The sequence below is a fragment of the Micromonospora sp. GCM10011542 genome, assembly GCF_042650685.1.
GTDB lineage: Bacteria > Actinomycetota > Actinomycetes > Mycobacteriales > Micromonosporaceae > Micromonospora.
This window is the reverse complement of record NZ_JBHSBO010000035.1, coordinates 1-24,088: the sequence shown is the minus strand read 5'-3', so window position 1 is coordinate 24,088 and position 24,088 is coordinate 1. Positions and strand designations below refer to the sequence as shown.

Annotated in this window: 25 protein-coding genes and 1 pseudogene; 17 read left to right on the top strand and 9 right to left on the bottom strand. The window is 74.0% G+C overall.

From position 1 onward, the window contains the following. The first annotated feature begins 120 nt into the window (after positions 1-120). The 4 genes from ACFOW4_RS12805 (at position 121) to ACFOW4_RS12790 (ending at position 3,254) form a co-directional block, all read left to right on the top strand. Complete coding sequence (locus tag ACFOW4_RS12805; protein WP_377527366.1) at positions 121-894, top strand: enoyl-CoA hydratase/isomerase family protein; 774 nt, start codon at positions 121-123, stop codon at positions 892-894. 182 nt (positions 895-1,076) lie between these two features. Next, positions 1,077-1,313 (top strand): hypothetical protein, encoded by a 237-nt coding sequence (locus ACFOW4_RS12800; RefSeq protein WP_377527365.1) that lies wholly within the window; start codon positions 1,077-1,079, stop codon positions 1,311-1,313. Then, entirely contained in the window at positions 1,310-1,468 is a 159-nt protein-coding gene (locus ACFOW4_RS12795; protein ID WP_377527363.1) for a hypothetical protein, read from the top strand. The genes ACFOW4_RS12800 and ACFOW4_RS12795 overlap by 4 nt, the downstream gene beginning before the upstream one ends. Further along, positions 1,440-3,254, top strand: coding sequence for a protein kinase (locus ACFOW4_RS12790; protein ID WP_377527362.1), 1,815 nt, complete (start codon positions 1,440-1,442; stop codon positions 3,252-3,254). Before ACFOW4_RS12795 ends, ACFOW4_RS12790 begins: the two co-directional genes overlap by 29 nt. Positions 3,255-3,323: 69 nt before the next feature. On the opposite strand, the gene ACFOW4_RS12785 is transcribed toward ACFOW4_RS12790, so the two are convergent. From ACFOW4_RS12785 to ACFOW4_RS12770, 4 genes are all read right to left on the bottom strand, one after another. After that, a complete protein-coding gene (locus ACFOW4_RS12785; RefSeq protein WP_377527360.1) occupies positions 3,324-3,767 on the bottom strand; it encodes an HNH endonuclease in 444 nt (147 codons plus the stop codon). Positions 3,768-3,996: 229 nt separating this feature from the next. After that, positions 3,997-5,205, bottom strand: a complete 1,209-nt coding sequence (locus ACFOW4_RS12780) for a hypothetical protein (RefSeq protein ID WP_377527359.1) — start codon at positions 5,203-5,205, stop codon at positions 3,997-3,999. 81 nt (positions 5,206-5,286) lie between these two features. Beyond that, complete coding sequence (locus ACFOW4_RS12775; RefSeq protein WP_377527357.1) at positions 5,287-6,825, bottom strand: FAD-dependent oxidoreductase; 1,539 nt, start codon at positions 6,823-6,825, stop codon at positions 5,287-5,289. Positions 6,826-6,872: 47 nt separating this feature from the next. Continuing rightward, on the bottom strand, positions 6,873-7,358 hold the full coding sequence (locus tag ACFOW4_RS12770; RefSeq protein WP_377527356.1) for an MSMEG_6728 family protein: 486 nt from the start codon (positions 7,356-7,358) through the stop codon (positions 6,873-6,875). Between the two features lie 94 nt (positions 7,359-7,452). On the opposite strand from ACFOW4_RS12770, the gene ACFOW4_RS12765 reads away from it, so the two are divergent. Beyond that, a complete protein-coding gene (locus tag ACFOW4_RS12765) occupies positions 7,453-9,402 on the top strand; it encodes a potassium channel family protein (RefSeq protein WP_377527355.1) in 1,950 nt (649 codons plus the stop codon). A 4-nt stretch (positions 9,403-9,406) separates the two neighbouring features. Here the strand turns inward: ACFOW4_RS12765 and ACFOW4_RS12760 are convergent, their stop codons facing one another. Both ACFOW4_RS12760 and ACFOW4_RS12755 read right to left on the bottom strand, forming a co-directional pair. After that, positions 9,407-10,645: an APC family permease gene (locus ACFOW4_RS12760; protein WP_377527353.1), complete on the bottom strand. Its 1,239-nt coding sequence runs from the start codon at positions 10,643-10,645 to the stop codon at positions 9,407-9,409. A 10-nt stretch (positions 10,646-10,655) separates the two neighbouring features. Beyond that, positions 10,656-11,393: a phosphatase PAP2 family protein gene (locus ACFOW4_RS12755; RefSeq protein ID WP_377527388.1), complete on the bottom strand. Its 738-nt coding sequence runs from the start codon at positions 11,391-11,393 to the stop codon at positions 10,656-10,658. A gap of 143 nt (positions 11,394-11,536) precedes the next feature. Here ACFOW4_RS12755 and ACFOW4_RS12750 point away from each other — a divergent pair, with 143 nt between their 5' ends. Continuing rightward, entirely contained in the window at positions 11,537-12,760 is a 1,224-nt protein-coding gene (locus tag ACFOW4_RS12750) for a DUF4032 domain-containing protein (protein ID WP_377527352.1), read from the top strand. A gap of 41 nt (positions 12,761-12,801) precedes the next feature. Here the strand turns inward: ACFOW4_RS12750 and nagA are convergent, their stop codons facing one another. The 3 genes from nagA to ACFOW4_RS12735 are packed head-to-tail and all read right to left on the bottom strand — an operon-like array spanning position 12,802 to position 15,787. Beyond that, positions 12,802-13,911: an N-acetylglucosamine-6-phosphate deacetylase gene (gene nagA, locus ACFOW4_RS12745; protein ID WP_377527350.1), complete on the bottom strand. Its 1,110-nt coding sequence runs from the start codon at positions 13,909-13,911 to the stop codon at positions 12,802-12,804. Continuing rightward, entirely contained in the window at positions 13,908-14,861 is a 954-nt protein-coding gene (locus ACFOW4_RS12740; protein WP_377527349.1) for an ROK family protein, read from the bottom strand. Before ACFOW4_RS12740 ends, nagA begins: the two co-directional genes overlap by 4 nt. Continuing rightward, entirely contained in the window at positions 14,858-15,787 is a 930-nt protein-coding gene (locus ACFOW4_RS12735) for an SIS domain-containing protein (RefSeq protein WP_377527347.1), read from the bottom strand. Before ACFOW4_RS12735 ends, ACFOW4_RS12740 begins: the two co-directional genes overlap by 4 nt. A gap of 198 nt (positions 15,788-15,985) precedes the next feature. Here ACFOW4_RS12735 and ACFOW4_RS12730 point away from each other — a divergent pair, with 198 nt between their 5' ends. The 11 genes and pseudogenes from ACFOW4_RS12730 to ACFOW4_RS12680 all read left to right on the top strand — a co-directional run. After that, positions 15,986-16,771, top strand: coding sequence for a DeoR/GlpR family DNA-binding transcription regulator (locus ACFOW4_RS12730; RefSeq protein WP_377527346.1), 786 nt, complete (start codon positions 15,986-15,988; stop codon positions 16,769-16,771). A 121-nt stretch (positions 16,772-16,892) separates the two neighbouring features. Beyond that, positions 16,893-17,903, top strand: coding sequence for an ABC transporter ATP-binding protein (locus tag ACFOW4_RS12725; protein WP_377527344.1), 1,011 nt, complete (start codon positions 16,893-16,895; stop codon positions 17,901-17,903). Continuing rightward, the gene (locus tag ACFOW4_RS12720) at positions 17,900-18,916 is read left to right on the top strand and encodes an ABC transporter permease subunit (protein WP_377527343.1); all 1,017 of its coding nucleotides are present in this window, start codon (positions 17,900-17,902) and stop codon (positions 18,914-18,916) included. Before ACFOW4_RS12725 ends, ACFOW4_RS12720 begins: the two co-directional genes overlap by 4 nt. A gap of 160 nt (positions 18,917-19,076) precedes the next feature. Next, a complete protein-coding gene (locus ACFOW4_RS12715; protein ID WP_377527341.1) occupies positions 19,077-19,475 on the top strand; it encodes a DUF3263 domain-containing protein in 399 nt (132 codons plus the stop codon). 182 nt (positions 19,476-19,657) lie between these two features. Further along, a complete protein-coding gene (locus ACFOW4_RS12710) occupies positions 19,658-20,344 on the top strand; it encodes a hypothetical protein (protein ID WP_377527340.1) in 687 nt (228 codons plus the stop codon). Continuing rightward, entirely contained in the window at positions 20,341-20,736 is a 396-nt protein-coding gene (locus ACFOW4_RS12705) for a phage holin family protein (protein ID WP_377527338.1), read from the top strand. The genes ACFOW4_RS12710 and ACFOW4_RS12705 overlap by 4 nt, the downstream gene beginning before the upstream one ends. A gap of 22 nt (positions 20,737-20,758) precedes the next feature. Continuing rightward, positions 20,759-21,445, top strand: coding sequence for a DUF3618 domain-containing protein (locus ACFOW4_RS12700; protein ID WP_377527337.1), 687 nt, complete (start codon positions 20,759-20,761; stop codon positions 21,443-21,445). Between the two features lie 82 nt (positions 21,446-21,527). Next, a complete protein-coding gene (locus ACFOW4_RS12695; protein WP_377527335.1) occupies positions 21,528-22,301 on the top strand; it encodes a hypothetical protein in 774 nt (257 codons plus the stop codon). 132 nt (positions 22,302-22,433) lie between these two features. Next, a complete protein-coding gene (locus ACFOW4_RS12690) occupies positions 22,434-22,943 on the top strand; it encodes a GNAT family N-acetyltransferase (protein WP_377527334.1) in 510 nt (169 codons plus the stop codon). 277 nt (positions 22,944-23,220) lie between these two features. After that, on the top strand, positions 23,221-23,658 hold the full coding sequence (locus ACFOW4_RS12685) for a hypothetical protein (RefSeq protein ID WP_377527332.1): 438 nt from the start codon (positions 23,221-23,223) through the stop codon (positions 23,656-23,658). 2 nt (positions 23,659-23,660) lie between these two features. Further along, a pseudogene (locus tag ACFOW4_RS12680) lies at positions 23,661-24,088 on the top strand (cyclase); the annotation flags it as partial.

Here is a 24,088-nt window from a genome sequence, read left to right as displayed (position 1 = left end):
GTTATGGTCGCGACCTAAGGAAGGGCACCTTGTTAACGCCTGCGGTAGAGGAAGGGTCCCTTCCTAACTCAGGCCGGTGACGACCGACGTGGTGGCGGCTCGAGGCGTGCCGGGGATGGGGTGGACGTGTCGGACGCGGAATTGACCGTCGAGGTGACCGGTCCGGTGGCGACGGTGGTCATCCGGAATCCGACCCGACGCAACGCGATGACGGCGGCCATGTGGCGGCAGTTGCCGGAGCTGCTCGACCGGCTGGAGGGCGATCCCGACGTACGGGCGCTGGTGCTCACCGGCGCCGGCGACGCCTTCTGCGCCGGGGCGGACCTCGGGGACCTGGCCGAGCTGCTGGACGCCGGCGACGCCAGCATCGCGGTGACCGCCGAGGAGCGGTTGGCCGCCTTCGCCAAGCCCACCGTCGCCGCGATCCGGGGCGCCTGCGTCGGCGGCGGCTGCCAGCTCGCGGTCGCCTGCGACCTGCGCATCGCCACCGAGGACGCCCGCTTCGGCGTACCGCCGGCCCGGCTCGGGCTGGTCTACCCGGCGCCGACCACCCGCCGGCTGGCTCGACTGATCGGCCCGTCCGCCGCGAAACACCTGCTCTTCACCGCCGAGCTGATCGACGCCGAGCGCGCCCTGCGGGTCGGCCTGGTCGACGAGGTGCTGCCGGGCGACCGGCTCGCCGCCCGGGTCGACGAGATCACGGCGGCGATCGCCCAGCGCTCGCCGTTGAGTGTCGCCGCCGCCAAGGAGATCGTCGACGACCGGGCCGACCCGGCGCGGGTGGCCTGGTGGCACCGGAGGGTGGTGAACAGCGGCGAGGCCCGGGAGGGCGTGGCGGCCATTGCCGAGCGCCGGGCACCCCGCTTCGCCTGGCGACCGCCCACCGATGCCTGATCGCGTGGGTCGCCAACGACCCTCAACCGGCCCCGGACCGTCGGACGGATCCGCCCGGCCAGCCACGGACCTACCTGCGCCGCAGCGGACACGCGCCGGGCCGCGCGCCGCCTGACGGCTGGCCGCGTGTGCGGTACGGCCGTCGATGGGTATCCCCCGGGGCGACCATGGGATCGGGGGCCATGATGGACGCGTCGACTCCGCAGTGGGCCCGCAAGGCGAGCGGCCTGCGGCGCGTACTCGTGGTGCTGCTGCCGGTCCTGGCGGGTGCCCTCGCCGTCGGCGTGTTCACGGGTGGCCGCGACACGGGCATCTTCGACGGCGACCCGCCGACCTGGGCTAGCGTCCTGGGCGGCATCCTGGTGCTGGCCGGACTCGGCCTGGAGACCGCCGTGATCGGGTCGGCGTCGCGATCATGAGTCTGGGTCAGGCACTCATGCAGAACGCGCCCTTCTGGGCGGTCATCTTCGCCGCAGTGGCACTGCTGGCCATCGGCGCGGTCGCATCCTCGCTTCGCAACGCCCGCCGGGCGGAGGCCTTCCTGCGTGCCCGACCCGCCCCGGCGGACCGGTAGCTCGCACAACCGGCCCGGACGTCGCCATTCGACCAGCTCAATACCCGACTGGTGCTCGGCGGGGCGGTACGGCAGGCTGTCCATCGTGCAGCGTGATCAGTTGCTTGCGGGCCGCTACCGGCTCCTGGAGCGTCTCGGCAGTGGCGGTATGTCCGAGGTTCACCGCGCCTACGACGAGGTGTTGGAACGGGACGTGGCGGTCAAGGTCCTCGCCGCCTCGGATGCCGGCGCCGGGCGGCGGATCCGTGCCGAGGCCAAGGCGGCGGCCCGGCTGGCCCACCCCAACGTGACGAACGTCTACGACTACGGCGAGTCGGAGCTGGACGGTGCCCGGGTGCCGTTCGTGGTGATGGAGCTGCTGCGTGGCCGTACCCTCGAACAACGGCTCGCCGCCGGGCCGTTGCCGCCCCCGGCCGGCCTGCGGATCTGCGCCGAGGTGGCGGCCGCCCTCGCGGCCGCGCACGCGCAGGGTCTGGTGCACCGCGACGTGAAGCCGGCCAACGTGATGCTCACGCCGTCCGGGGCGAAGGTGCTGGACTTCGGCATCGCGGCGGTCGCCGGCGAGCCGGAGATCGACTTCGAGGGGCGGCTGCTCGGCACACCGGCCTACCTCGCGCCGGAGCGACTGGAGGCCGGCGAGGTGCTGCCGGCCTGCGACGTGTACGCCCTCGGCCTGCTCGTGCACCGGGTGCTCACCGGCCGGCTGCCCTGGGGCGCCGAGACGCAGACCGGGATGCTCCGCGCGAACGCGCATGTCGAACCCGACCCGCTCCCGGAGATCGCCGGGGTGTCGGCCGAGATCTACCGGCTCTACCGGTGGTGCCTGGCCAAGGACCCCGCCGACCGCCCGCCGGCCGCCGAGGCGGCCCGTGTCCTGGCTGCCGCCGCAGCGGGCGAACCGGCCACCGCCCCGGCCGGCGCCGCTACCGCCCCGGCCGGCGCCGCTACCGCCCCGGCCGGCGCCGCTACCGCCCCGGCCGGCGCCGCTACCGCCCCGGCCGGCGCAACCGGTTCGACCGGGGCTCCGGCCGGCACCGTAGCCGGTTCGGGCGGCGGTCCCGCCCCAGCCGCCGCCGGCACGCCGTCGGACGGGGCGATCGACCGGGCCGTCCTGGCTCGGCCGGCCGCGCTGTCGAGCGCCGCACCGAGTGGACCGGCCACTGCGGCTGCCGGTCAGCGCGCGACCCGGCAGCGGTCCTGGCGTCGGCGGCGAGCCGCGCTGGCGATCGGCGGTGCGGTGTTCGCCGCGGTGGCGGTGGCCGGTTCGCTCGGCGATCTGAGCAACCAGCGGCTGGGTCCCGTGGAGACGCCACGGACCGGTCTCGGGTCCGGCCGCACCACCACCGTCGGCCTGCCGGTACCCGCCGAGCCGATCGAGCCGGTGGCCACCGCCAGTTCCCGGCCGCCCGCCGCACCGCCGGTGACCGGCCTGCCGGCCGGTTCCCCGACCGGCCCCACAAGTACCCAGGGGCCCACCCCGGCCGCCACCAGCCCCGCACCCACCCCGACCGGCACCGGCAGTGCGCCCACGCCGACCCTGAGCCCGACGCCGGGTGCCGGAGTGCCCGTCGACGCCCGGGGCGGGACGATCACCGTGCGCTGCCTGGGAAAGTCGGTCGAGGTGCTGTCGGTGACGCCCGCATCCGGCTACCACGCCGCGGCGTACGACGCCGGGCCGGCGAAGCAGATCGAGGTCGAGCTGACCTCCGCCGACAACCGCAGCGCGATCCGGGTGCTCTGCGCCAACGGCCGGCTGGTGTCGCAGGTCAAGGAGCGAAAGCCGTGACCGGGGCCGGCGGGCACCGCGCCGTGGGCGTACCCCCGATGCGGTCCCCCGTTCCCGCCGGCCGGTCCATCACCGCCCGACGAGCGCGGCCCAGCCCGGGTTCACCGGCTCACGGCGCAGCGGCATGCCCGCCTCCGCCGGCGTCCGGTCACCCTTGCGCTGGTTGCACTCATAGCAGGCGGCCGTCGTGTTCCGCCAGGTGTTCCGGCCGCCGCGCGAGCGGGGCAGGATGTGGTCGATCGTGGACGCCGCTCCGCCGCAGTACGCGCAGCAGTGTGCGTCCCGGCGCAGCACCCCGGCGCGGGACCAGCCCGGCCCCGAGCCGAACCGCCACCTGGTGACCACGTACCGGACCAGCCGGACCACCCGGGGCATCGGGAAGACCCCGATGACCTGGTCCGGCTCGGCCTCGTGGATCTCGGCGACCCGGCGGCAGAGCATCCGCACGGCGTGCTGGACGGTGACCCGGTGCAGCGGGCCGAGGTCGGCGTTGATGACGAGGACGGCGTCCACCGGGATCTCCCTCCGTGGTGGTTGGTCGGACGAACACACTCCGGGCGGCGAAGAGCCGCCCGGTCCGGCTGTCGGAGGGGCGGCTCGGTGCGTACGGGTACGCGTCAGTCCGGCCGGCTCACCCCGGGACCTTCCGCTCGGCAACCGTCGACGGGCAGCGTCGACGACACGTCGGCGACGTGCGACTTCGTCATGATCGGCCCCCGGTGCGCTGGTTGACCTTGCGCGCTCACGGTAGGTCCACGCGGGACGGGCGGGCAACGTATTTCGATCGCTCGTCGGGCCGACGCTGACGGCGGGTCCGGGCGCGGGGTGTGCTTCGGGCGGCGGCCCGGGCGGTGTGCAGCGGCCGGTCCACCCGGACGGCCATCCGCGCCGTCAGTTCGCTGTCCAGCAGTGGCCGGTTGACCTCGCCGGCGATCGCCAGGGCCGGCCCGGAGACCGAGCGCCAGATGGCCGCCAGCCCGGCGCCCAGGCCGAGCAGGGCGACGGTGGCCCGGGTGGTCGGCGAGCCGGCCGCCGCCGCGGCGCTCACTCCGACCACCGCGAAGAGCACCACCAGCAGGGGGACCAGTACCGGCCAGAAGATGCCCCGGGTCGCCTGCGCCACCAGCCGCCGGTCCCGGATGATCAGGTTGCGGGCGACGACCGCGTAGTCCTCCTCGTCGAGCAGGTCGCGCGGGTGCAACCCACCGGTGAGCACCCCGCGCCACAGGTCGCCCTGGTTGCGCAGTTCCCGGCTCAGCTCGGCGGGGCCCGGCTCGCCGGGTTCGCCCCGTCCGGCCCGCTCCACGGCGGTCGCCCACTCGGTGAGCGAGCGGCGTACCACGGCGGCCGAGTACGGGGGCAGCACGCTGGCCAACTCGTCCAGCCACCGGCTGATCTGAATCTGTCGGCCGTCGAACCGCTGCGGCAGTTGATCGGCGTCGCCGGGTCGGACGGTGTCGGCCAGCGACCGGCCCAGCCGGTACGCGATCCCGACCCGGTGGTTGGTGGCCATCGCCCAGCGCAGCACCTCGACGTTGAGGTCGTCCAGGGCGAGCAGCAGCGGTTCCGGGTCGGCTGTGTCGGGCCGGTCCAGGTCGGGCAGCCGGGTCCGCGCGTCCGAGGTGGACGGCAGTGGCCCGGTGTGTCGGGTGAGTTCGGCGATCTGGGCCAGGGCGACGTCCGCCCCGTCGAGGTACATCCGCATCCGGCGGGGGACGGACATCTCGGTGAAGTTGGAGAGCTTGGCGGGCGCGCCCGTGGGCCGGCCCGCGTCGGTTCCGGCCAGGTCGGCGTGCCGTCCCTGGTGGTAGGCGTCGGCCATCCACCAGCCCAGCCGCAGGGCGATGACGATGCAGGCCCGCTCGTCGGAGAGCAGCGGGTACGCGTCGTCCCGGGCTGGGTCGCCGAGCGCCGGGCTGCCCGTCGTCCCGGCGCGGTGCAGTGGCGCCATCTCCGCTGCCCTCCCGCCCGGTCGATCGACGGTTGATCAACCGAGCGTACGGCAGATTTTGATGGCCTTTGGTGGGTTTCGTCAGGTTCCCTGGCGTCGCCCCGCCAGCAACCCGCGCGGCCGGATCGAACGCACCGGCTCGGCCGCGCCGCCCTCGGCGCGCAGGATGTGGTTGGCGGCGATGATCCCGGTCGCCGCCGAACGCTCCATCAGGGCGCTGGGGAAATCCGTCGCGATCCCGTCCCCGGCCAGGTAGAGACCCGGGGCGTCGGTGCGTACCCCCGGCCGCCAGGCGTGGCTGCCCGGGGTGAACGCCGGTGCCTGCGCCTCCACCCGGGCGCGCAGCTCCCGGACCCGCAGCCCGGCCACCTCCGGCCAGAGCGCCACCAGCTCGGTACGCATCCGCTCGGCCAGTTCCTCCGCGGGCACCCCGGGCTCGCAGGCGTACGCGTGCAGCTCGATCACCGAGCCGCCGGTGCGTCGCGCCCAGCGCCGCGGCTCGTTCTCCAGCCGGTGGTAGAGCGTCACCGAGTCCAGGGTGGGCTGGCGGGACACCCCGCTGAACACCGCCCGCTCGGCCGAGACGTCGCCGTCGCACCAGTAGCGCGCCACCGCGTACGGCGGCCCGGGCGTGCCGAACGCGGGCATCCGCGCCACCAGCTCGGGCGCCTGGACCGCCAGGTCGGCCGACGCCGCCACCAGCGCGGCGAGCGCCGGCGGGTCCACCGCCAGCACGACGTGCCCGGCCGGGTGGGTGGCGCCGTCGCTGGTGGTGACCCGCCAGCCGTCGGCGTCGCGGTGCAGCGCGGTCGCGGCCGAGTCGGTGACCACCCGACCCCCGTGCTTCTCCACGTGCCGGGTCAGCGGCTCCCAGATCGCCGTGGCGTAGTCCTCGTGGGGGCAGTCGAACGCCAGCCCCTCCGGGTTGCCGAGCAGGTAGAAGTGGAACTGGGCGACCATCTCGGCTGCCGACATCTCGGCCTCGTGGTTGAAGAACGAGTGCGAGAAGACCTCGAAGAGCATCGCCCGGGCCCGGTCCGGCAGCCGCAGCGAGGCCAGCAGATCGTCGGCGGTGGTGTCGTCCAGCTCGGCGTACGTGCGCTGCGGGTCGTAGGTCAGCAGCGGCAGGGCCGCGTCCCGGTCCATGTGGCGCAGGTCGGCCAGGCGCAGACTGGGACTTCGCAGCAGCAGCGCGAGCAGGTTCGCCGGTGGCGCGGGCGGCAGCTTGCCGAACTCCTCGGTCGGCCACTGCTCGCTGAGGATCGGGTAACCCGGGATCGGCTTGAGGAAGCCCAGGTTCGCGTCGACGCGGCGCAGGATCGACCGCCAGTTGTAGTACTGCCGGAAGAACGCGTGGAAGCCGTGCTCGTTGCGCTGGGTGCCGTCGGCGAGCGCCTCCGGCCAGGCACCCAGCCGCCCGCCCAGCGTGGGTGCCGCCTCCAGCACGGTCACCGCGACGCCGCGCTCGGCGAGCACCACCGCCGCGGACATGCCGGCGATCCCGCCGCCGACCACCACGGCCGTCACCGGATGGGGTACGCGGTCGGCGCCGCCACCGCCCGGGTCGACCTGGTGCTCGCGTACGCCGATGAGCCGACCGACCACTTGCGACAGCGCCATGTGCACCTTCCCGGAGCGACCGATCCTCCAGTCTGCCGCACCGCGACTCACTCAGGCAGGAGGCAGCGGCGGGTGCGGTCCGAGGCGGGCCAGACGTACTCCAGGTCGTCCGGGACGTCACCGAAGATCGGCCGGTAGTGCACCGGATCCTTGCGGACCAGCGAGGACCGGTGGCTCAGGTGCAGGTCGTCGCGACCCAGCCAGGGTGGCAGCTCACCCGCCTCGGCCAGCTCGTGCTGGGTGCGTACGGTGCCGACACCGCAGGCGGCGGCGAGGTCCACGGCCATGGTGGCGGCACAGGTGTCGGCTCGGCCCGGCTCGGACCACACCGCGCACATGTCCAGCCCGTACCGGGTGAGCGCCTCCTCGTACCCCGCCCACATCTTCACCGCCGGGTGGTTGCGCCAGCCGTACGTGGGCCGGGTCAGCCCGCGCAGTACCTGGATCGTCTCCACCCGCTGCTTACCCAGCCGCTTCTGGTCCAGCGTGCGGGCGCTGGCCAGGAAGTCCGGGTACGGGAGGAAGGTCTGCATGTCGCTGCTCTACCCGTGGCCCGGCCCGACATGCCTGGCCGGGGACGATCCGGACGGGGTCGCCCAGCGTGGTCGTGCTGGCTACGATCCGGGCATGGCGGAGCCGTGGCGGGACCGGGCGCGGCGGGCGGTCGAGTGGAACTGGCGGTTGCGCTCCGCCGGCGACCCGCGCCCGCACTACGTGATCTGCGGGCGCGACGCGCTCGCCTACTACGTGGCCCGGGCGCTGCTCGAATCCGACCTGCCGACGGGCGGGGCCCGGGTGACCGTGGTGGTTCCCGAGCGCTACCGCAGCAACGGGCCGGACGTGGCCGGCCTGCGCGGGCTCCGGGTGGTCCGCTCCGACCGGCTGGACGTGGCCACCTTCGAGGCGGCCGGGTTGGCCGGGGCGGCCGGGCTGGCGCTGCTGCACCAGGACGACGTGGGCAACCTGCACGCCGCGCTCTGCGCCCAGGCCGTCGACCAGCGGGTCCGCCAGGTGCTGCGGATGTTCAACGGCACCCTCGCCGATGGCGTCCGCAAGCTGCTCAAGGCGCCGGTCGAGGTGCTCTCCGACGCGGAGATGGCCGCCCCGGCGTTCGTCGCCGCGGCGCTCGGCGAGGTCGACCCCAGCTCGTTCCAGCACCGGGACAAGACCCTGCGGGTGGCCCGGCGGGCCGACGTCCGGTCGCAGGACGTGGTCTGCGCCCTGGCCGACTTCAGCGAGCCGCAGGGGGTGGAGCTGCTGCCGGCCGAGGGCGGCGGCGACCTGGTGCTGGCCGAGGCGACCGGCCAGCCGCCCGGCACTGAGCTCGCCGCGCGCCGGCTGGTCCGGGCCCGTCGGCGGCGCCGTCCGGTCGCGGTGCTGCTGCGCGCGGCTCGTGGCTTCGCCACCCGCAAGATCGGCATCGCGGTGATGCTGGTGCTCGGCGTGATCGTGGTGCTGGGCGCGCTGATCTCCCGGGCCGAGGAGGTCTCTCCGGCCGAAGCGCTCTACCTGACGCTGGTCACCACGCTCAGCGGCGCCGATCCGAACACTGACAAGCCCGCCGACGCGCAGATCATGCAGGTCGTGCTGAACCTCGCCGGCCTGGCGTTGATCCCGCTGATCACCGCGGTCGTGGTGGACGGGATCGTCAACGCCCGACTGGCCCTGCACACCGGCCGGGCGCAACCGGCCCGGGCCGGGCACGTGGTGGTGATCGGCCTGGGCAACGTCGGCACCCGGGTCATGGCCCAACTGCGCGAGTACGACGTCGAGGTGATGGCGATCGACAAGGACCCGGAGCCGCGTGGCGGCACCCTGGCCCGCCAGTTGGAGGTGCCGCTGATCGTCGGCGACGCCGCGCTGCCGGAGACCCTGGCCGCCGCCTCGGTGGCGGACTGCCAGGCGCTGGTGGTGGCGTCCACCGACGACGTGGCCAACCTGGAGGCGGCGCTGGCCGCCCGGGACCTCCGCGACGATCTGCGGGTGGTGCTGCGGCTCTTCGACGGCGACTTCGCCGAGCGGGTGGAGGAGACGTTCGCCCTCGGCGTGTCCCGCTCGGTCTCCTACCTGGCCGCACCGGCGTTCATCGGGGCGCTCACCGAACGCGCCGTGATCACCACGATCCCGGTCGACCGGCACGCGCTGCCGGTGGCCGAGGTGCCCGTGGCGGCCGGTTCCGAGCTGGACGGCCGGCCGCTGGAGGCGGTCTCCCGGGACGGGCAGGTCCGGCTGATCGCCCGCACGCCGGCCGGCGGCGCGAAGACCATCTGGTGGAAGGACCTCGACCCCCGGCAGGTGATCTACGCCGGCGACCGGCTCACCGTGGTCGCCCGCCGGCGCGGCCTGGACTGGCTGACCCGGCAGTGCGCCCCGCCCGCCGCCGCGAAAGCTCCCCTGCCCTCCGCTGCCCCGCCCTCCGCGGCGGCTCCTCCCGTGTCGGCTCCGGTGTCACCGGCCGTGGGCGCGGTGCCGCCGACAAACGGCGGGAGCGCGGCTCACCCGCGCCCGGAGCCGGGTCGGCCCGAGGATGTCGGCACGCGCGACGAGTCGGACCCGACCGGCGCGCGCTCCGCCTGACCGGTCACCGACTTCGCTGCCGCAGCAGGTACCCGGCGGCGCCGACGGCCAGCACACCGAAGCCGGCCAGGACGCTGCCCAGCGGCAGGTTGACCGCGAGCAGCAGGCAACCGACCAGCCCCAGCACGGCCAGCGCCCGCACCGGAAGCCAACGACCCGGGTCGCGGCCCAGGGTGAGGGCCGCCGCGTTGGTGATCGCGTAGTAGACCAGCACCGTGCAGCTGGAGAAGCCGATCGCGTCCCGCACGTCGCCGAGCGCCACGACGAGGATCACCACGGTGGCGACCGCCAGCTCGGCCCGGTGCGGCACCTGGCGTACCGGGTGCACGGCGGCCAGCGCTCCGGGCAGGTCCCGTCGGCGGGCCATCGCCAGCGTGGTCCGGCCGACCCCGGCGACCAGGGAGAGCAGCACGCCGGTGACCGCGACGGTGGCCCCGGCGCGGACCACCCAGGCCAGGCCGGGCAGCCCGGCGGCGGTGACCACGTCGACCAGGGGCGCGGCGGACGAGGCCAACCGGTCGGCGCCGAGCACGCCGAGCGTGACCACGGCCAGCACCAGGTAGATCGCCAGCACCGCGCCCAGCGCCAGGGGCACCGCCCGGGGGATGGTCCGTTCCGGGTCGCGCACCTCCTCGCCCAGGGTGGCGATCCGGGCGTACCCGGCGAAGGCGAAGAAGAGCAGCCCGGCGGCGGTGAGCACGCCCCGGCCGGAGCCGCCGGGATCGCCGAGCCGGTCCAGGGACAGGCCACCGCCGGCCACGCCGGCCACCGCGACCAGGGTGAGCACCGCGAGCACCAGCCCGACCAGCACCTTCGTCGCGGTCACCGTCCGGCCGATGCCGCGCAGGTTCACCGCGGTCACCGCGAGCACCGCGCCGACCGCGACCAGCCGGGCCTGCCCGGGCCAGAGGTACGCCCCGATGGTCAGCGCCATCGCCGCGCAACTGGCCGTCTTACCCACCACGAAGCCCCAGCCAGCCAGGAAGCCGGCCAGCGGACCGAGGCGTTCCCGGCCGTAGACGTAGGTGCCGCCGGACTCCGGGTAGCGGGCGGCCAGTCGCGCCGAGCTGGTCGCGTTGCAGAACGCGATCACCCCGGCGAGCACCAGCGCGGGCAGCAGCCCGGCGCCACCGGCCGCCGCCGCGGCCGGGGCGAAGACCACGAAGACGCCCGCGCCGAGCATCGCGCCCAGACCGATGACGACCGCGTCGGGTACGCCCAGCCGGCGCGCCAGTAGATCCACGTGCCGGAGCCTAGGGGTGCGAGGTGAACGGCTGGTCCCACTCGCGTAACCGGCCGGGTAGTGGCAGTTCGTCCCACGGCGCCCGGTGCAGCAGCCGGTCCAGCAGCAGCCCGAGCAGCAGCCCGGCGACCGAGTCGGTCAGCCAGTGCCAGCCCAGGTAGGTGGTGGTGGAGAGCACGACCAGCGGCGGCACCACCCGAACCACGGTGACCAGCCGGGCCGGCAGTTGCCGGCCGAAGCTGCGCGCCAGCGGGGCGAGCAGCAGTGCGATCACGCCGTACCAGACGATCGCGTTGGCGACGTGCCCCGACGGGTAGGACTGGGCGAACCGGACCGGCAGGTCGTCCTGGAACAGCGGCAGGGTCCGTTCGGGCGCCAGGAACGGCTCCTTGATGCTGGCGCTGGGCGCCGGGCGGGCGGTCCACACCTTGAGCGGACCGATGGTCAGGTAGGTGACCACGAAACCGGCCACCGGCGGCAGTGCCGGACGTATCGACCGGAGCCGGACGGCCAGCAGCACGCCGAGCCCGGCGGCGATCAGGGTCAGCGGGGTGCCCTGGCCGAGCAGGTTCAGCACCCGGGCCGCCCAGAAGGCGGCGGCCGGCCGGTGCCCCTCGGCCCAGTCGGCGACCGCCCGGTCGAGGCCGAAGAGCTGGTCGGCGGCGAGCGCCACGGTCAGCCCGACCAACCCGACCAGCAGCGACGCGTCGAACCACCAGCCGGCCGGCCCGACCGGCCGCAGCCGCAGGTCACGTCGTACCGCCGTGGGTTTGGGCACGCGACCACGCTACCGGCCCCGCGCGAGGCCGGGCCGGCGCGGGCCGGGGAGGGCCGGCGTCCCGCGCTGTGGGCCGAGCCACGATGAGGAGCGCATACCGGGGGTGACCCGGCATGCTTGTGCCCGTGCGGATCACGTCTGCCCTCGTGGACCCGGCGCTGCTCGACCTGCCCTGGTCGACACCGCTGGAGGAGTGGCCTGCCCAGCACCTGGTGGCGCTGCCGCAGGGCATCTCCCGACACATCGTCCGCTTCGTCCGGCTCGGTGAGTACGTGTACGCGTTCAAGGAGACTCGCGAGCGGATCGCCGAACGGGAGTACGACCTGCTCCGGGCCCTGGAGCGGATCGACTTCCCGTCGGTCGAGGCGGTGGCGATCGTCGCCGACCGGCAGACCGAGGACGGCGAACCCCTCGAGTCGGTGCTGATCACCCGGCACCTGCAGTTCTCGCTGCCCTACCGGGCGCTCTTCTCGCACACCCTGCGGCCGGAGACGATGAGCCGGCTGCTCGACGCGCTCGCCGCGCTGATCGTGCGGATGCACCTCACCGGTTTCTTCTGGGGCGACTGCTCGCTGTCCAACACGCTGTTCCGCCGGGACGCCGGCGCGTTCGCCGCCTACCTGGTGGACGCGGAGACGGGCGCGCTGCACACCTCGCTCTCCAACGGCCAGCGCGGCGAGGACCTGGAGATCGCCCGGGTGAACATCTTCGGCGAGGCGCTGGACCTGCAGGCCGCCGGCCTGCTGCACGAGTCCATCGACCCGGAGGTGGTCTGCGAGGAGGTCGTGCAGCGCTACGAGCGGCTCTGGCACGAGATCACCTACGAGCAGGCGGTCGAGCGGGAGGCCCGGCACGACATCGAGGGTCGGATCCGCCGCCTCAACGAGCTGGGGTTCGACGTGGCAGAGGTGGCCATGTCGACCATCGAGGACGGGCGCTACCTGATCCGCCCGAAGGTGGTCGACGCCGGCTACCACACCCGCCGTCTGCTCCGGCTGACCGGCCTGGACGCGGAGGAGAACCAGGCCCGCAAGCTCCTCAACGACCTGGACGCCTACCGGGCGGAGAGCGACCTCACCGACGAGCAGCAGGCCGCGCACCGCTGGCTCACCGAGGTCTTCGAGCCGGTGGTCCGGGCCGTCCCCGCGCACCTGCGCCGCAAGCTGGAGCCGCAGGAGCTCTTCGCGCAGATCATCGAGCACAAGTGGCTGCTCTCCGAGCGCGCCGGCCGGGACGTGGGCATGGCGCCCGCCGTGCAGTCCTACCTGGCCGACGTGCTGGTGCACCGCCCGGACGAGCAGGCCGTACTCGGCGTCGAGGTCCCCGCCGCCGGCTGACCCGGCCCTGGGTTGGCCCTGGAGCCGCGGGCAGGAGCCGGTCACTCCACCCAGGAGCCGTCGCGCAGGACGCGTACCACGTTGAGGTCGTCGTCGAGCACCACCAGGTCGGCGCGGAGGCCGACCTGGAGGGCGCCGACCCGGTCGCCGAGGCCGATGGCGCGGGCCGGGGTGGTGGCCACCATCCGGACCGCGTCGCCCATCGGGATGCCGGCGTCCACCGCGTGCCGCAGGGCCGCGTCCATGGTCAGCGTGCTGCCGGCGATGGCGCCGTCGCGGGCCAGCCGGGCCACCCCGTCGGCCACCGTCACGGCCTGGCCGCCCAGCTCGTACTCGCCGTCGGGCATGCCGGCGGCGGCCATCGCGTCGGTGATCAGCGCGGCGCGGTCCGGGCCGGCGGTCGCGGTGACGAAGGTCAGCATGCCGTCGTGCAGGTGCACCCCGTCGGCGACCAGCTCGCAGACCACGTTGGGGGCGTCCAGCAGGGCGACGACCGGGCCCGGCTCCCGATGGTGCACCGGCCGCATCCCGTTCAACAGGTGGGTGCCGACGCTGGCGCCGGCGGCCACCGCGGCACGGGTCTCGTCGTACGTGGCGTCGGTGTGACCGACCGCGGCGACCACCCGGTGCGCGGTGAGCAGCTTGATCGCCTCCAGCGCGCCCTCGCGCTCGGGGGCGAGGGTAACCATCCGCACGGCACCCTCGCCCAGCTCGATCAACTCGGCCAGCTCGTCGGTGGACGGGTCGCGCAGGTACTCCGGGTTCTGCGCGCCGCAGCGCGCCGAGGAGAGGTAGGGACCCTCGAAGTGGATGCCGGCGAGCACGCCCTCGGCCACCAGTGGCGCGTACGCGGCGGTGGCCTGGCGCATCAGGTCGAAGGGAGAGCTGACCAGGCTGGCCAGCAGGGTGGTGGTGCCGTGCGCCAGGTGGAAGTCCGCTGCCGCCCGGGCCTGCCCAGCCTCGCCGGTGGTGAAGGTGTGCCCGCCGCCGCCGTGGGTGTGCATGTCCACGAAGCCGGGCAGGATCCAGTGCCCGTCGCGTACCGACGGGTACTCGGCCACCGCGGTGATGCGGTTTCCGTCCCACTCCACGCAGCCCTGCCGGATGACACCGTTCGGGGTCACCACTCGGCCGTTCACCCGTACGGTCATCGCTTCTCCTGATGGTCACGGACGCCCAGGGCGTCGAGGGCGAGCAGGGCGGCGCCGAGGCAGCCGGCCTCGTCGCCCAGGGCCGCCGCGACCAGGCGCGGCTCCCGGTGGAACGTCATCCGTTCGTGCAGCGCCGCCCGCAGCGGCACCAGCAGCCGGTCGCCGGCCTGGGCCAAACCGCCGCCGAGCACGATCGTCGCCACGTCGAACAGGGCCTGTCCGGTGGCCAGCCCGTCGGCGAGCGCCTCGACCGCCTCCCGCCAGGCCTGGACGGCCAGCGGTTCCCCGGCGGCGGCACGCTCGGCCACCTCGGCCGCCGTCACTTCGGCCGCCGCCCCGGAGCTGCCGGCCAGGTCGGCGTACCGCCGGCCGATCGCGGACGCCGAGGCGACCGCCTCCAGGCAGCCGGGTCGGCCGCAGCCGCAGCGCGGGCCGTCCGGACGGACCAGGATGTGCCCGATCTCGCCGGCCGCGCCGTGCGCGCCGACGGTGGCCGAGCCGTCGACCACGTGCGCGGCGGCGATGCCGGTGCCGATGGCCACGAAGAGCACGTGCCCGGCGCCGCGACCGGCGCCCAGCCGGGCCTCGGCGAGGCCGCCGACCCGCACGTCGTGGCCGAGCGCGGTGGGCAGGCCGAGCCGCGCCACCGCCAGGTCCCGCAGCGGTACGTCCCGGAAGCCCACGTTCGCCGACCAGACCGCGACGCCGCGGGCCTCGTCGACCACCCCGGGCACGGCGACGCCGAGCGCCACCGGGTCGAGCCCGTCGGCGCGCGCCTTGCCGGCGAGGCCCTCCGCGACGTCCAGGATGGTCTCCACCACGGCCACCGGCCCTCGGCTGGCCCCGGTGGGGTGCCGTTCGGTGTGGACCACGACCCCGTCCGGCCGGACGAGGGCGCACTTCATGCCGGTGCCGCCGACGTCCAGCGCGACGACCACCCGGTCGTTCACGCCAGGACCACGGAGCGGGTCAGGTGTCGGGGCGCGTCCGGGTCCAGGCCCCGGCTGGTGGCCAGCGCGACCGCGAAGCGCTGGGCCAGGATCAGGTCGGCCATCGGGTCGACCGGGGTACGACCGATCGCCCAACTGCCCAGCACCGAGTGGCAGCCGTGGGTGCGGCTGTGCACGAAGGCCGCGCCGGTGGCGGCCACGTCCTCGGGCAGCCCCTCGGGCAGAGCGCCGAACGCCCAGACCAGCCGGCCGGGGGCGGCGATCGAGATCGGGCCGTGCCGGTAGTCCATCGCCGGGTACGCCTCGGCCCAGAAGGTGGCCGCCTCGCGGCACTTCAGCGCGGCCTCCTGGGCCAGCCCGACCGTCCACCCCCGACCGAGGAAGGTGGCCTGGTCGATGGTCGCGGGGTCGATCGGCAGGGGGGCGCGGACCGCCACCTCGGCGTCGGCGGCCAGCGCCTCTACCGGGTCGCCGAGATGGGCCCGGAGCAGGGCCAGCGCGGTGGTCGCGAAGCGGGTCTGCACCACGGACCGCTCGTCGGCGAAGGGCATGGTCACGGCGGCGGCGGCCAGCTCAACCGCCGGGGAGGCCGGGTCGCCGACGAGAACGGTGCTGGGCACCTGCCCGCGCAGCGCCGCGAGCAGCTCCAGCACCTCGGTCGTGGTGCCGGAGCGGGTGATCGCGATCAACCGGTCGTAGCGGCGGCCGGTGGGGAACTCGGACGCCTGGAAGGCATCGGTCTCGCCCTGACCGGCCTGCTCGCGCAGCGCCGCGTACGCCATCGCCATGAACCACGACGTGCCGCAACCGACGACGGCCACCCGCTCACCGGGACGGGGCAGGTCGCCGCGGACGCTGCCGGCCAGCTCGGCGGCCTCCCGCCAGCAGTCGGGCTGGCTCGCGATCTCCGCGTCCACGTACGCCATGGGAACTCCCTCGCAGGCCGACCGGTGCGCGATACGGCTCGTTACACCCGTATTTCGCGCGTTATTCTGCGCGAAGTCGGGCGGCCGTGGCAACCGACCAGCCGATCGCGCAGGTCGGTGTTTTGCGCCCTCCCAGTTTCGCGCACTACTGTGCACGCAATCAATCACCGATTGTGCAGGTACGGGGAGGGCTCCGCGGTGGACCGGTACGCCAGATGGAACGCCCTGCTCGAGATGCTGACCGACAGCGGCCGGGTCAGCGTCGAGGAGGCCGCCGAGCGGCTGGACGTCTCCCAGGCCACCATCCGGCGCGACTTCGACCAGCTCGCCCAGCAGCAGATGATCACGAGGACGCGGGGCGGCGCGGTGGCGAACGGGGTCTCCTACGACCTCCCGCTGCGCTACAAGACGGCGAAGCACTCGGCGGAGAAGCAGCGCATCGGCGCCGCCGCCGCCGCGCTGGTCACGCCCGGCACCGTCGTCGGCCTCAACGGAGGCACCACCAGCACCGAGGTGGCCCGGGCCCTGGCCGTCCGACCGGACCTCAACACCAGTGCCGAGGGCGCCCAGCTCACCGTGGTGACCAACGCCCTGAACATCGCCAACGAACTGCTGGTCCGGTCGCGGATGAAGGTGGTCGTGGCGGGCGGTGTGGTGCGGCCCAAGTCGTTCGAGCTGGTCGGCCCGCTGGGTGGGGCGCTGCTGCGCGAGGTCACCCTGGACGTGGCACTGCTCGGCGTGGACGCGATCGACCCGCAGCTCGGTGCCGCCGCCCACCACGAGGGGGAGGCGGCGATGAACAACCTGATGGTGGCCCGCGCCAAGCGCGTCGTGATCATCGCGGACTCCTCCAAACTGGGCGGTCACGCGTTCGCCCGGATCTGTCCGGTGGACCGGGTGGAGACCCTGGTGACCGACTCGGGCGCGGACCCGGAGGTGGTGGAGGCCTTCCGGGCCGCCGGCGTGCAGGTCGTCTGCGCGTGACCGGTAACTCTGCGTAGAACAATTGCGCCGATCGGCGCGTCCTTGCATACCCGGTATTGCACGCGCCTGCATACCGCGTATGGTGTCGGCTGTCACGCCCACCCATCGGGGGAGGTGCAGCTTGCCAGCTGTCCTGGAGATCGAAGGTCTACGTAAGACGTACAAGAGCCGTCGGCGCGGCACCCGCAACGCGCTCGACGGGTTCGACATGCGGGTCGACGCGGGGCAGGTGCACGGCTTCCTCGGCCCGAACGGGTCCGGCAAGACGACCACCCTGCGCACGCTGCTCGGCCTGATCCGGCCCGACGGCGGCCGGATGGCACTGCTCGGGCACGAGGTCCCGGCGGCGCTCCCCACGGTCGCCGGCCAGGTGGGCGCGATCGTCGAGAGCCCGCAGTTCTTCCCGCACTTCTCCGCCCGGGACACGCTGTCCCTGCTGGCCGGTGCCGGCGACGTGCCGGTCGTGCGGGTCGACGAGGTGCTGGAGCTGGTTGGCCTGCGCGACCGGGCCGGCGAGCGGGTCAAGACGTACTCGCTGGGCATGAAGCAGCGGCTCGCCGTCGCCTCCGCCCTGCTGAAGAACCCGAAGCTGCTGATCCTCGATGAGCCGGCCAACGGCCTCGACCCGGGCGGCATCCGGGAGATGCGCACCTTGATGCGTACCCTCGCCGAATCCGGGATGACCGTGGTGCTGTCCAGCCACATCCTCGGCGAGATCCAGCTGATCTGTGACTCGGTCACCATCATCTCGCTGGGTCGGCGGGTCGCCTTCGGCCCCGTCGAGGAGGTGCTCGCCCAGCACTCCTCGGGCGCGGTCCGGGTCCGGCTGGAGGCGGTCACCGACCTGCCGGTCGCCACCGACGCGCTCACCCGGGCGGGGATCCGGGTCACCGGTCACCCCGACCACCTGATGCTCACCGGCGTCGACAAGCCGGCCGCGGTCACCCGGCTGCTCGCCGAGCACGGCCTCTACGTCAGCGAGCTGGCGCCGGTCGCCGTCGACCTGGAGAGCGTCTTCCTCGAACTGACCGCCACCGCACCGGTACCCGGCCAGCACCGGCAGGTCGACCAGTCCACGAAGGTCGGTGGGGCGGGGCAGCCCGAGATCACCGGGGGAGGGTGGGGCGCGTGAGCCTCTACCGTACGGAGCTGCGCCGGCTCGCCAAGCGGCGCTTCACCCGCTACATGTCACTGCTCGGCCTGCTGGTGCTGGTCGCGGTCGTGGTCGGGGTCTTCTTCACCAACCAGAAGATCGACGCCGGACAGCTCGCCCGGGCCGAGCGCCAGGCCGACCAGCAGTACCAGGACCAGCTCCGCTGGAGCGAGCAGGAGCGTGCCGCCTGCGAGCAGGCCAAGACGGCCGGCACTCCCAACGACGGCCGCTTCCCGGACGACTGCTCGATGATCCAGGCACCGCCGCGGGAGGCGATCGAGGCGCGCTGGTTCCTGCCCTCGACCTTCGACTTCCGCGAGACGTTCGACGAGACGCTGATCCCCCTGGCGGCGATCCTCGCCCTGGTCGGATTCGTGGTCGGTGCGTCCTACGTCGGTGCCGAGTGGAGCACCGGCGGAATGATGAACCTTCTGCTCTGGCGGCCCAGGCGGCTCACCGTCCTGCTGACCAAGCTGGCCGCGCTGCTCACCGGCCTGCTGGCGCTGGCGCTGCCGGCCACGGTGCTCTGGTTCGCCGGGTTCTGGCTGGTCGCGACCTTCCGGGGCAGCACCGAGAAGGTCACCTCCGGGGTCTGGCAGTCGTTCGCTCTGACCGGGCTGCGTGGCCTGGTGCTGGCGCTGGCGCTCACCACCATCGGTTTCGCGCTGGCCTCGCTCGGCCGGCACACCGCGATGGCCCTCGGTGGCGTGGTGGCGGTGATGGTGGTCTTCCAGTTCGGCCTGGGCATCCTGCTCGACATGGCCAGCGTGCGGTGGGCCGAGGCGTGGCTGCTGCCCACGTACCTGCTGGCCTGGATGACCAAGAAGGTCACCCTGCAGGACTGGGACTCCTGCAACGCCACCTACTACGGCGAGTGCAAACCGGCCACCTTCGACATCACCTGGCAGCAGTCCTCCATGTTGCTGGCCATCGGGACCGTCGTGATCCTCGGTGCCGCGCTCTGGGCCATGCGGCGGCGCGACATCTCCTGACCGGACCGGCCTGACGGCCGGCCGGACCGCCTCGCCGGACAACCGGCGGCGTGGTCCGGCCGGCCGCGCCGGCTGCTGCGACCCGGGTCGACCCTGGCTAGGCTGGGGTTCCCCCCGGTTGGCGTCGCCGGCCGGCCGCCCACCGCTGCGAGGAGGCGCCATGCCCGCCGACGCCACTCCGGCGGCTCCCGAGCCGTCCACCGACGCTCGTCCGGCCGACGCGGCGCGCGCCGGCGGACGGGCTGTTCCGACCCCCCGCCCGGCGCCGGCGGTCGAGAGCACCGACGAGCCCGGGCCGGATGCGGCGGCCGCCGCGCCTCCGGCGGCACCGGGGCTGACCGAGCGGGAGCGGGCCATCCTCGACTTCGAGCAACAGTGGTGGCGGCACGCCGGCGCCAAGGAACAGGCCGTCCGGGACACCTTCGGGCTCTCCTCCACCCGCTACTACCAACTGCTCAACGGGCTGCTCGACAACCCGGCCGCGCTCGCCGCCGACCCGGTGCTGATCGGCCGGCTGCGCCGGCTGCGCTCGTCGCGGGCCCGCAACCGTCGCCGCTGACCCGCCGGCCGGCCCCCTGCCGCGCTGGGCGGTTCGGCGTGCCGCGTGCCGAGTTGACCCCATTTTTGCCGGGCGACTCGGGACGGGCCCCGCCCTGGCCGGAATGTCGGTCACCCCGGCGGGTAGGCGGGGGGCGTTCCTGGCCGCGATGCGCGGCCGAGGGCCGAGGAGGGGAGCGTCGCATGACGGCAACCAACCAGAGCCGACCGCCGGGCGGCACCGGGTCACAGGCCCGCCAGGAAGCGTCCCGGGTCGGACAGCAGGCCACGCAGGCCGGTGGTCAGGTCGCGCACGCGGCCGCCGCGCAGGGCGGACAGGTGGCTGCGGAGGCGAAGCAGCAGGCCCGGCAGTTGACCGGCCAGGCCACCGGGCAGTTGCGCGAACAGGCGCACACCCAGCAGCAGCGGGCCGTCGACGGCCTGCGGAACCTGGGTCGGGAACTCGGCTCGATGGCCGAGCGGGACGGCGACTCCGGGCTGGCGAACATGGCGGTCCGCCGCGCGGGTGACGCCGCTCAGCAGGCCGCCGGCTGGCTCGAGGGGCGGCAGCCCGGGGATGTGCTCCACGAGGTGGGCTCGTACGCCCGACGCCACCCGGGGACGTTCCTGGCCGGCGCGACGGTCGCCGGGCTCCTGGTCGGGCGGCTCACCCGTGGCCTGACCTCCGCCGGTGGTGGAGGGATGTCCGGGGGGCAGCCGACGCACCAGGCCCACCCGGACGGAGGCGGAGCGCGGCCGTACGACCGGTCCGTCAACGCGCCGTACCTGGCCGAACAGCCGGAGCAGCCGTACACCGGAACCGCCCGGGCGCAGCACGTCGCGCCCGTCGGACGACCAGATCCGGACGTCCCCGGGGGGGTGGCACCGTGAGCGCCCCGGAGAAGGAGCGGAGTCAGGCCTCGGTCGGTGCGTTGATGGGCGAGGTGACCCGCGACCTGTCCACCCTGATGCGCAAGGAGGTCGAGCTGGCCAAGGCCGAACTCCGCGAGGAGGCGACCCAAGCCGGCAAGGCCGGTGGCATGTTCGGCGGCGCGGGACTGGCCGGCTTCCTGGCCGTGCTGTTCGTGTCCTACGCGGTGTGGTGGGGCCTGTCGAACACGATGGACCAGGGCTGGGCCGCGCTGATCGTCGCGATCATCTGGGCCGTGGTGGCCGGTGGTCTCTTCATCAACGCTCGCAGCCAGCTCCGCCAGGCGCGTGCGGTGCTGCCGCGGACGAAGCAGACCGCGCAGGAGCTACCGGACGCCCTGCGGGGTCGGTGACCGAGTCGCGAGGGAGCAGGTCATGTCCACTGATCCAGATAGGATCCGGCGGGAGATCGAGACGACCCGCACCGAGTTGAGCAACGACGTCGACGCGCTGACCGACAGGGTGAACCCGCGCCGCATCGCTGGTGAGCGCGTGGGGCAGGCCCGGGGCGTGTTCGCCCGAGCGAAGGAGAAGGTGATGGGCACCTCGACCCAGATGGGGCAGAAGGTGATGGGAACCTCCACCCACATGGGGCAGGAGGCCGGCCAGCGGATGTCGCACGCCGCCGACTCGGTACGCGGCGAGGCCCGGTCGCTGGGGGAGCAGTCCCGGGGCGCGATGCACTCGGCACGGGACGAGGCCCGGTCACTCGGCCGGCAGTCCCGGGAGCAGGCGCAGGGCAACCCGCTGGCCGCCGGTCTGGTCGCCTTCGGGGTCGGACTGCTGGCCGCCTCGCTCCTCCCGCCGAGCGGCCGGGAGCGACAGGTGGCCGGACGCGCCCGGGGCCTGGTGACCGAGCACTCCGGGCAGTTGCGTGAGCAGGCGAGCCAGGTCGGCCACCAGGTCCGAGACAACCTGCGCGAGCCTGTGCAGCAGGCGGCGCAGTCGGTGCGGTCCACCGCCCAGCATGGTGCGTCCGAGGTCCGTGACCAGGGCATGGCGGCCGCCGGTCAGGTGCAGGGGCAGGCGCATGCTGCCGCCGACGACATCCGGCAGCGCTGAGCCGACCCGGGGGCCGGCGCCGATGATGCGGGTACGCTCCGCGACGGCGCCGGCCCCCGGCCGTCCGGTCAACGAGGACCTGGTGTTCCAGTTCGGTCCGTTGGTCGGGGTGCTGGACGGCGCGACCGTGCCGGAGGGCTTCGACACCGGGTGCGTGCACGGGCCCGAGTGGTACGTCCGCCACCTCGCCGCCCGGCTCGGCGTGGCCCAGGCGGCCCGCCCGGACGCCAGCCTGATGAGCAACCTGGCCGGCGCCATCCTCGCCGTCCGGGCCGATCACGGCGATCAGTGCGACCTGGACCATCCGGGTACCCCGTCGAGCACCGTCTGCCTGCTGCGCGACGACGGCGACCGGGTGGACTACCTGGTGCTCTGCGACAGCCCGCTGGTGCTCGACGCGGGCGGCCGGGTCAGCGTGGTGACCGACGACCGGCTGGACACCGCCATGGCGGATCTGCGCCGGACGGTCGCCACGGTGCCGGCCGGCTCGACCGACCGGGCGACCCAGTTCCGGCACGCGGTGGGCGTACAGCGGGAGCGGATGAACCGTACGCACGGCTACTGGGTGGCGGCGGCCGACCCGGACGCGGCGTTCCACGCCGTCACCGGGACGCTGCCCCGCCGTGGTCCGGCGGGGGTGCGCCGGGCGGCGCTGCTCAGCGACGGCGCGTCCAGCGCGGTCGAGCAGTTCGGGCTGACCGACTGGGCCGGTCTGCTGGACCTGCTGAGCGCCGACGGGCCGGGCGCACTCGTCGACCGGGTGCGGGACGCCGAGCGCGACCACCCCGACCGGCTGCGCCGGCACAAGCCCACCGACGACGCCTCGGTGGTGTTCTGCGAGTTCGGGCCGGCCTGAGCGCTCCCCGATCGGCGACGGAGCGTGAGGTGAAACACCCGGACCGCCCGACCGGCCGGTACCCGCCGCCAGACCGCCAGTCGGTGCCCATTGGGGTGGACGTCGGCCGGTGAGGCCGGCAGACTGCGGCACGTGGCGGGTGCGGTCCGGTTGGAGCCGGTAGGCGAGCAGAATCTGGAGCCGCTGCTCTCGGTAGCGGCGGCAGAGGCGGAGCCGGACGATGTGATGCCTCCTGTCGAGGCGCCCGCCGGCTGGTCGCTCGCCCGCCGCGAGGCGTTCCGGGAGTTCCACCGGGCCAGCTTCGGTGGCCTGGACGGCCCCACCCGTACCCAGATGTTCGCGATCCTCCTCGGCGGCGAGGTGGTGGGCATGGTCCGCATGACCCGCTGCGACCAGCCCGGGACGGTGGAGACCGGGATGTGGCTCGGCCGTTCCGCCCGCGGGCAGGGGGTTGGCGCGGCAGCCCTGCGCGAACTGCTGGTCGAGGCCGCCGGTGCCGGGATGCGCGCGGTGGTCGCCGAGACGACCCGGGACAACCCCGGTGCCGTCGGGGTGCTGGAGAAGTGCGGGGCGAAACTGCGCGACGAAGGCGGCAAGGTGCACGCCGAAATCTGCCTCGACTCGACGCCCCCCTCTCGCTGAGACAATTCCGCAGTTTCGCCTTCTCTGGCGCTCTCCCTGCTTTCCACCGCACGAATGTCCGTTCCGTGACCTCCCGTACCGCTATTCCGAATGGCGTGTGCGGAATAGCTCGGAAATTGCGGAGACGGTTTCGGAGGAATGCGGTCGGGTACTGCCCGCCGGGTCCGCAGACGCGGTACGCCTGATCCAGGGGCACCGTTCGCGCTATTCCCCGTAGCGCCTTCTACGGCCCCAAGCGGCCAGGCGTCCTCCACGTCCGGGGAGCGAAGGAGAACTGATGAACAAGGGAACACGAATCGGACTTGCGGTGGGTTTCGGTTATCTGCTGGGCCGCCGCCGTAAACTGCGCACCGCCCTGACCCTGGCCGCCGCCGTCGCTGCCGGAAGGGCCAGCCGCCATCCCGGTGGACTGCTGAAGCGCGGCACGGATGTACTGCACTCGTCCCCCCACCTGAACAACCTGAGCAAGCTCGGTGGGCCGCTGGTCAACGCCGGCAAGGCGGCGGCGACCGCCGCTGCCGGGAGCCGCGTCGACGCGCTCAGCGGCAAGCTGCGCGACTCGGCGGACGCGCTGCGCCACCGTTCCGGCGGCGGCGACCAGAGCGGCAACGGCGGCGGCGGAGACTCCGACCGCGGATTGTCGGGCGGCGACCGCGACGACTCGGCGGGCCAGGCCGACCGCGGTGACACGGCCGAGCAGCGGCAGGGGCGGTGACCATGGCGGGCAACCAGAACCCGGGTGGACTGGGCGACAAGGTCAAGGGACGGCTGGCCGGCGAGGTGCGCAACCTGGCCGGCGCGATCGGCGATCGGGCCATGTCGGCGGTGACCGAGCGGATCACCGGGGCGACCGGCCGGCTCAGCGAGTACGCGCATCAGGGCGGCGGGCCCGGTCTGATCGCCGCCGCCACCGGCGCGCAGAAGCTCGCGGAGGGCGGCTCGCCGATGAAGGCGATGATGCATGCCGGCGTGGCCGGCGGTAAGGAGAAGGTGATGTCGGCTCTCGGCCGCGTGCGCGGTAAGGGCGGCGGCAAGGGCGGCAAGAAGCAGAAGGTCACCAACATCGTCGAGACGATCGAGGTGGGCGTGCCGGTGCGGGCCGCGTACAACCAGTGGACCCAGTTCGGCGACTTCCCGAGCTTCAT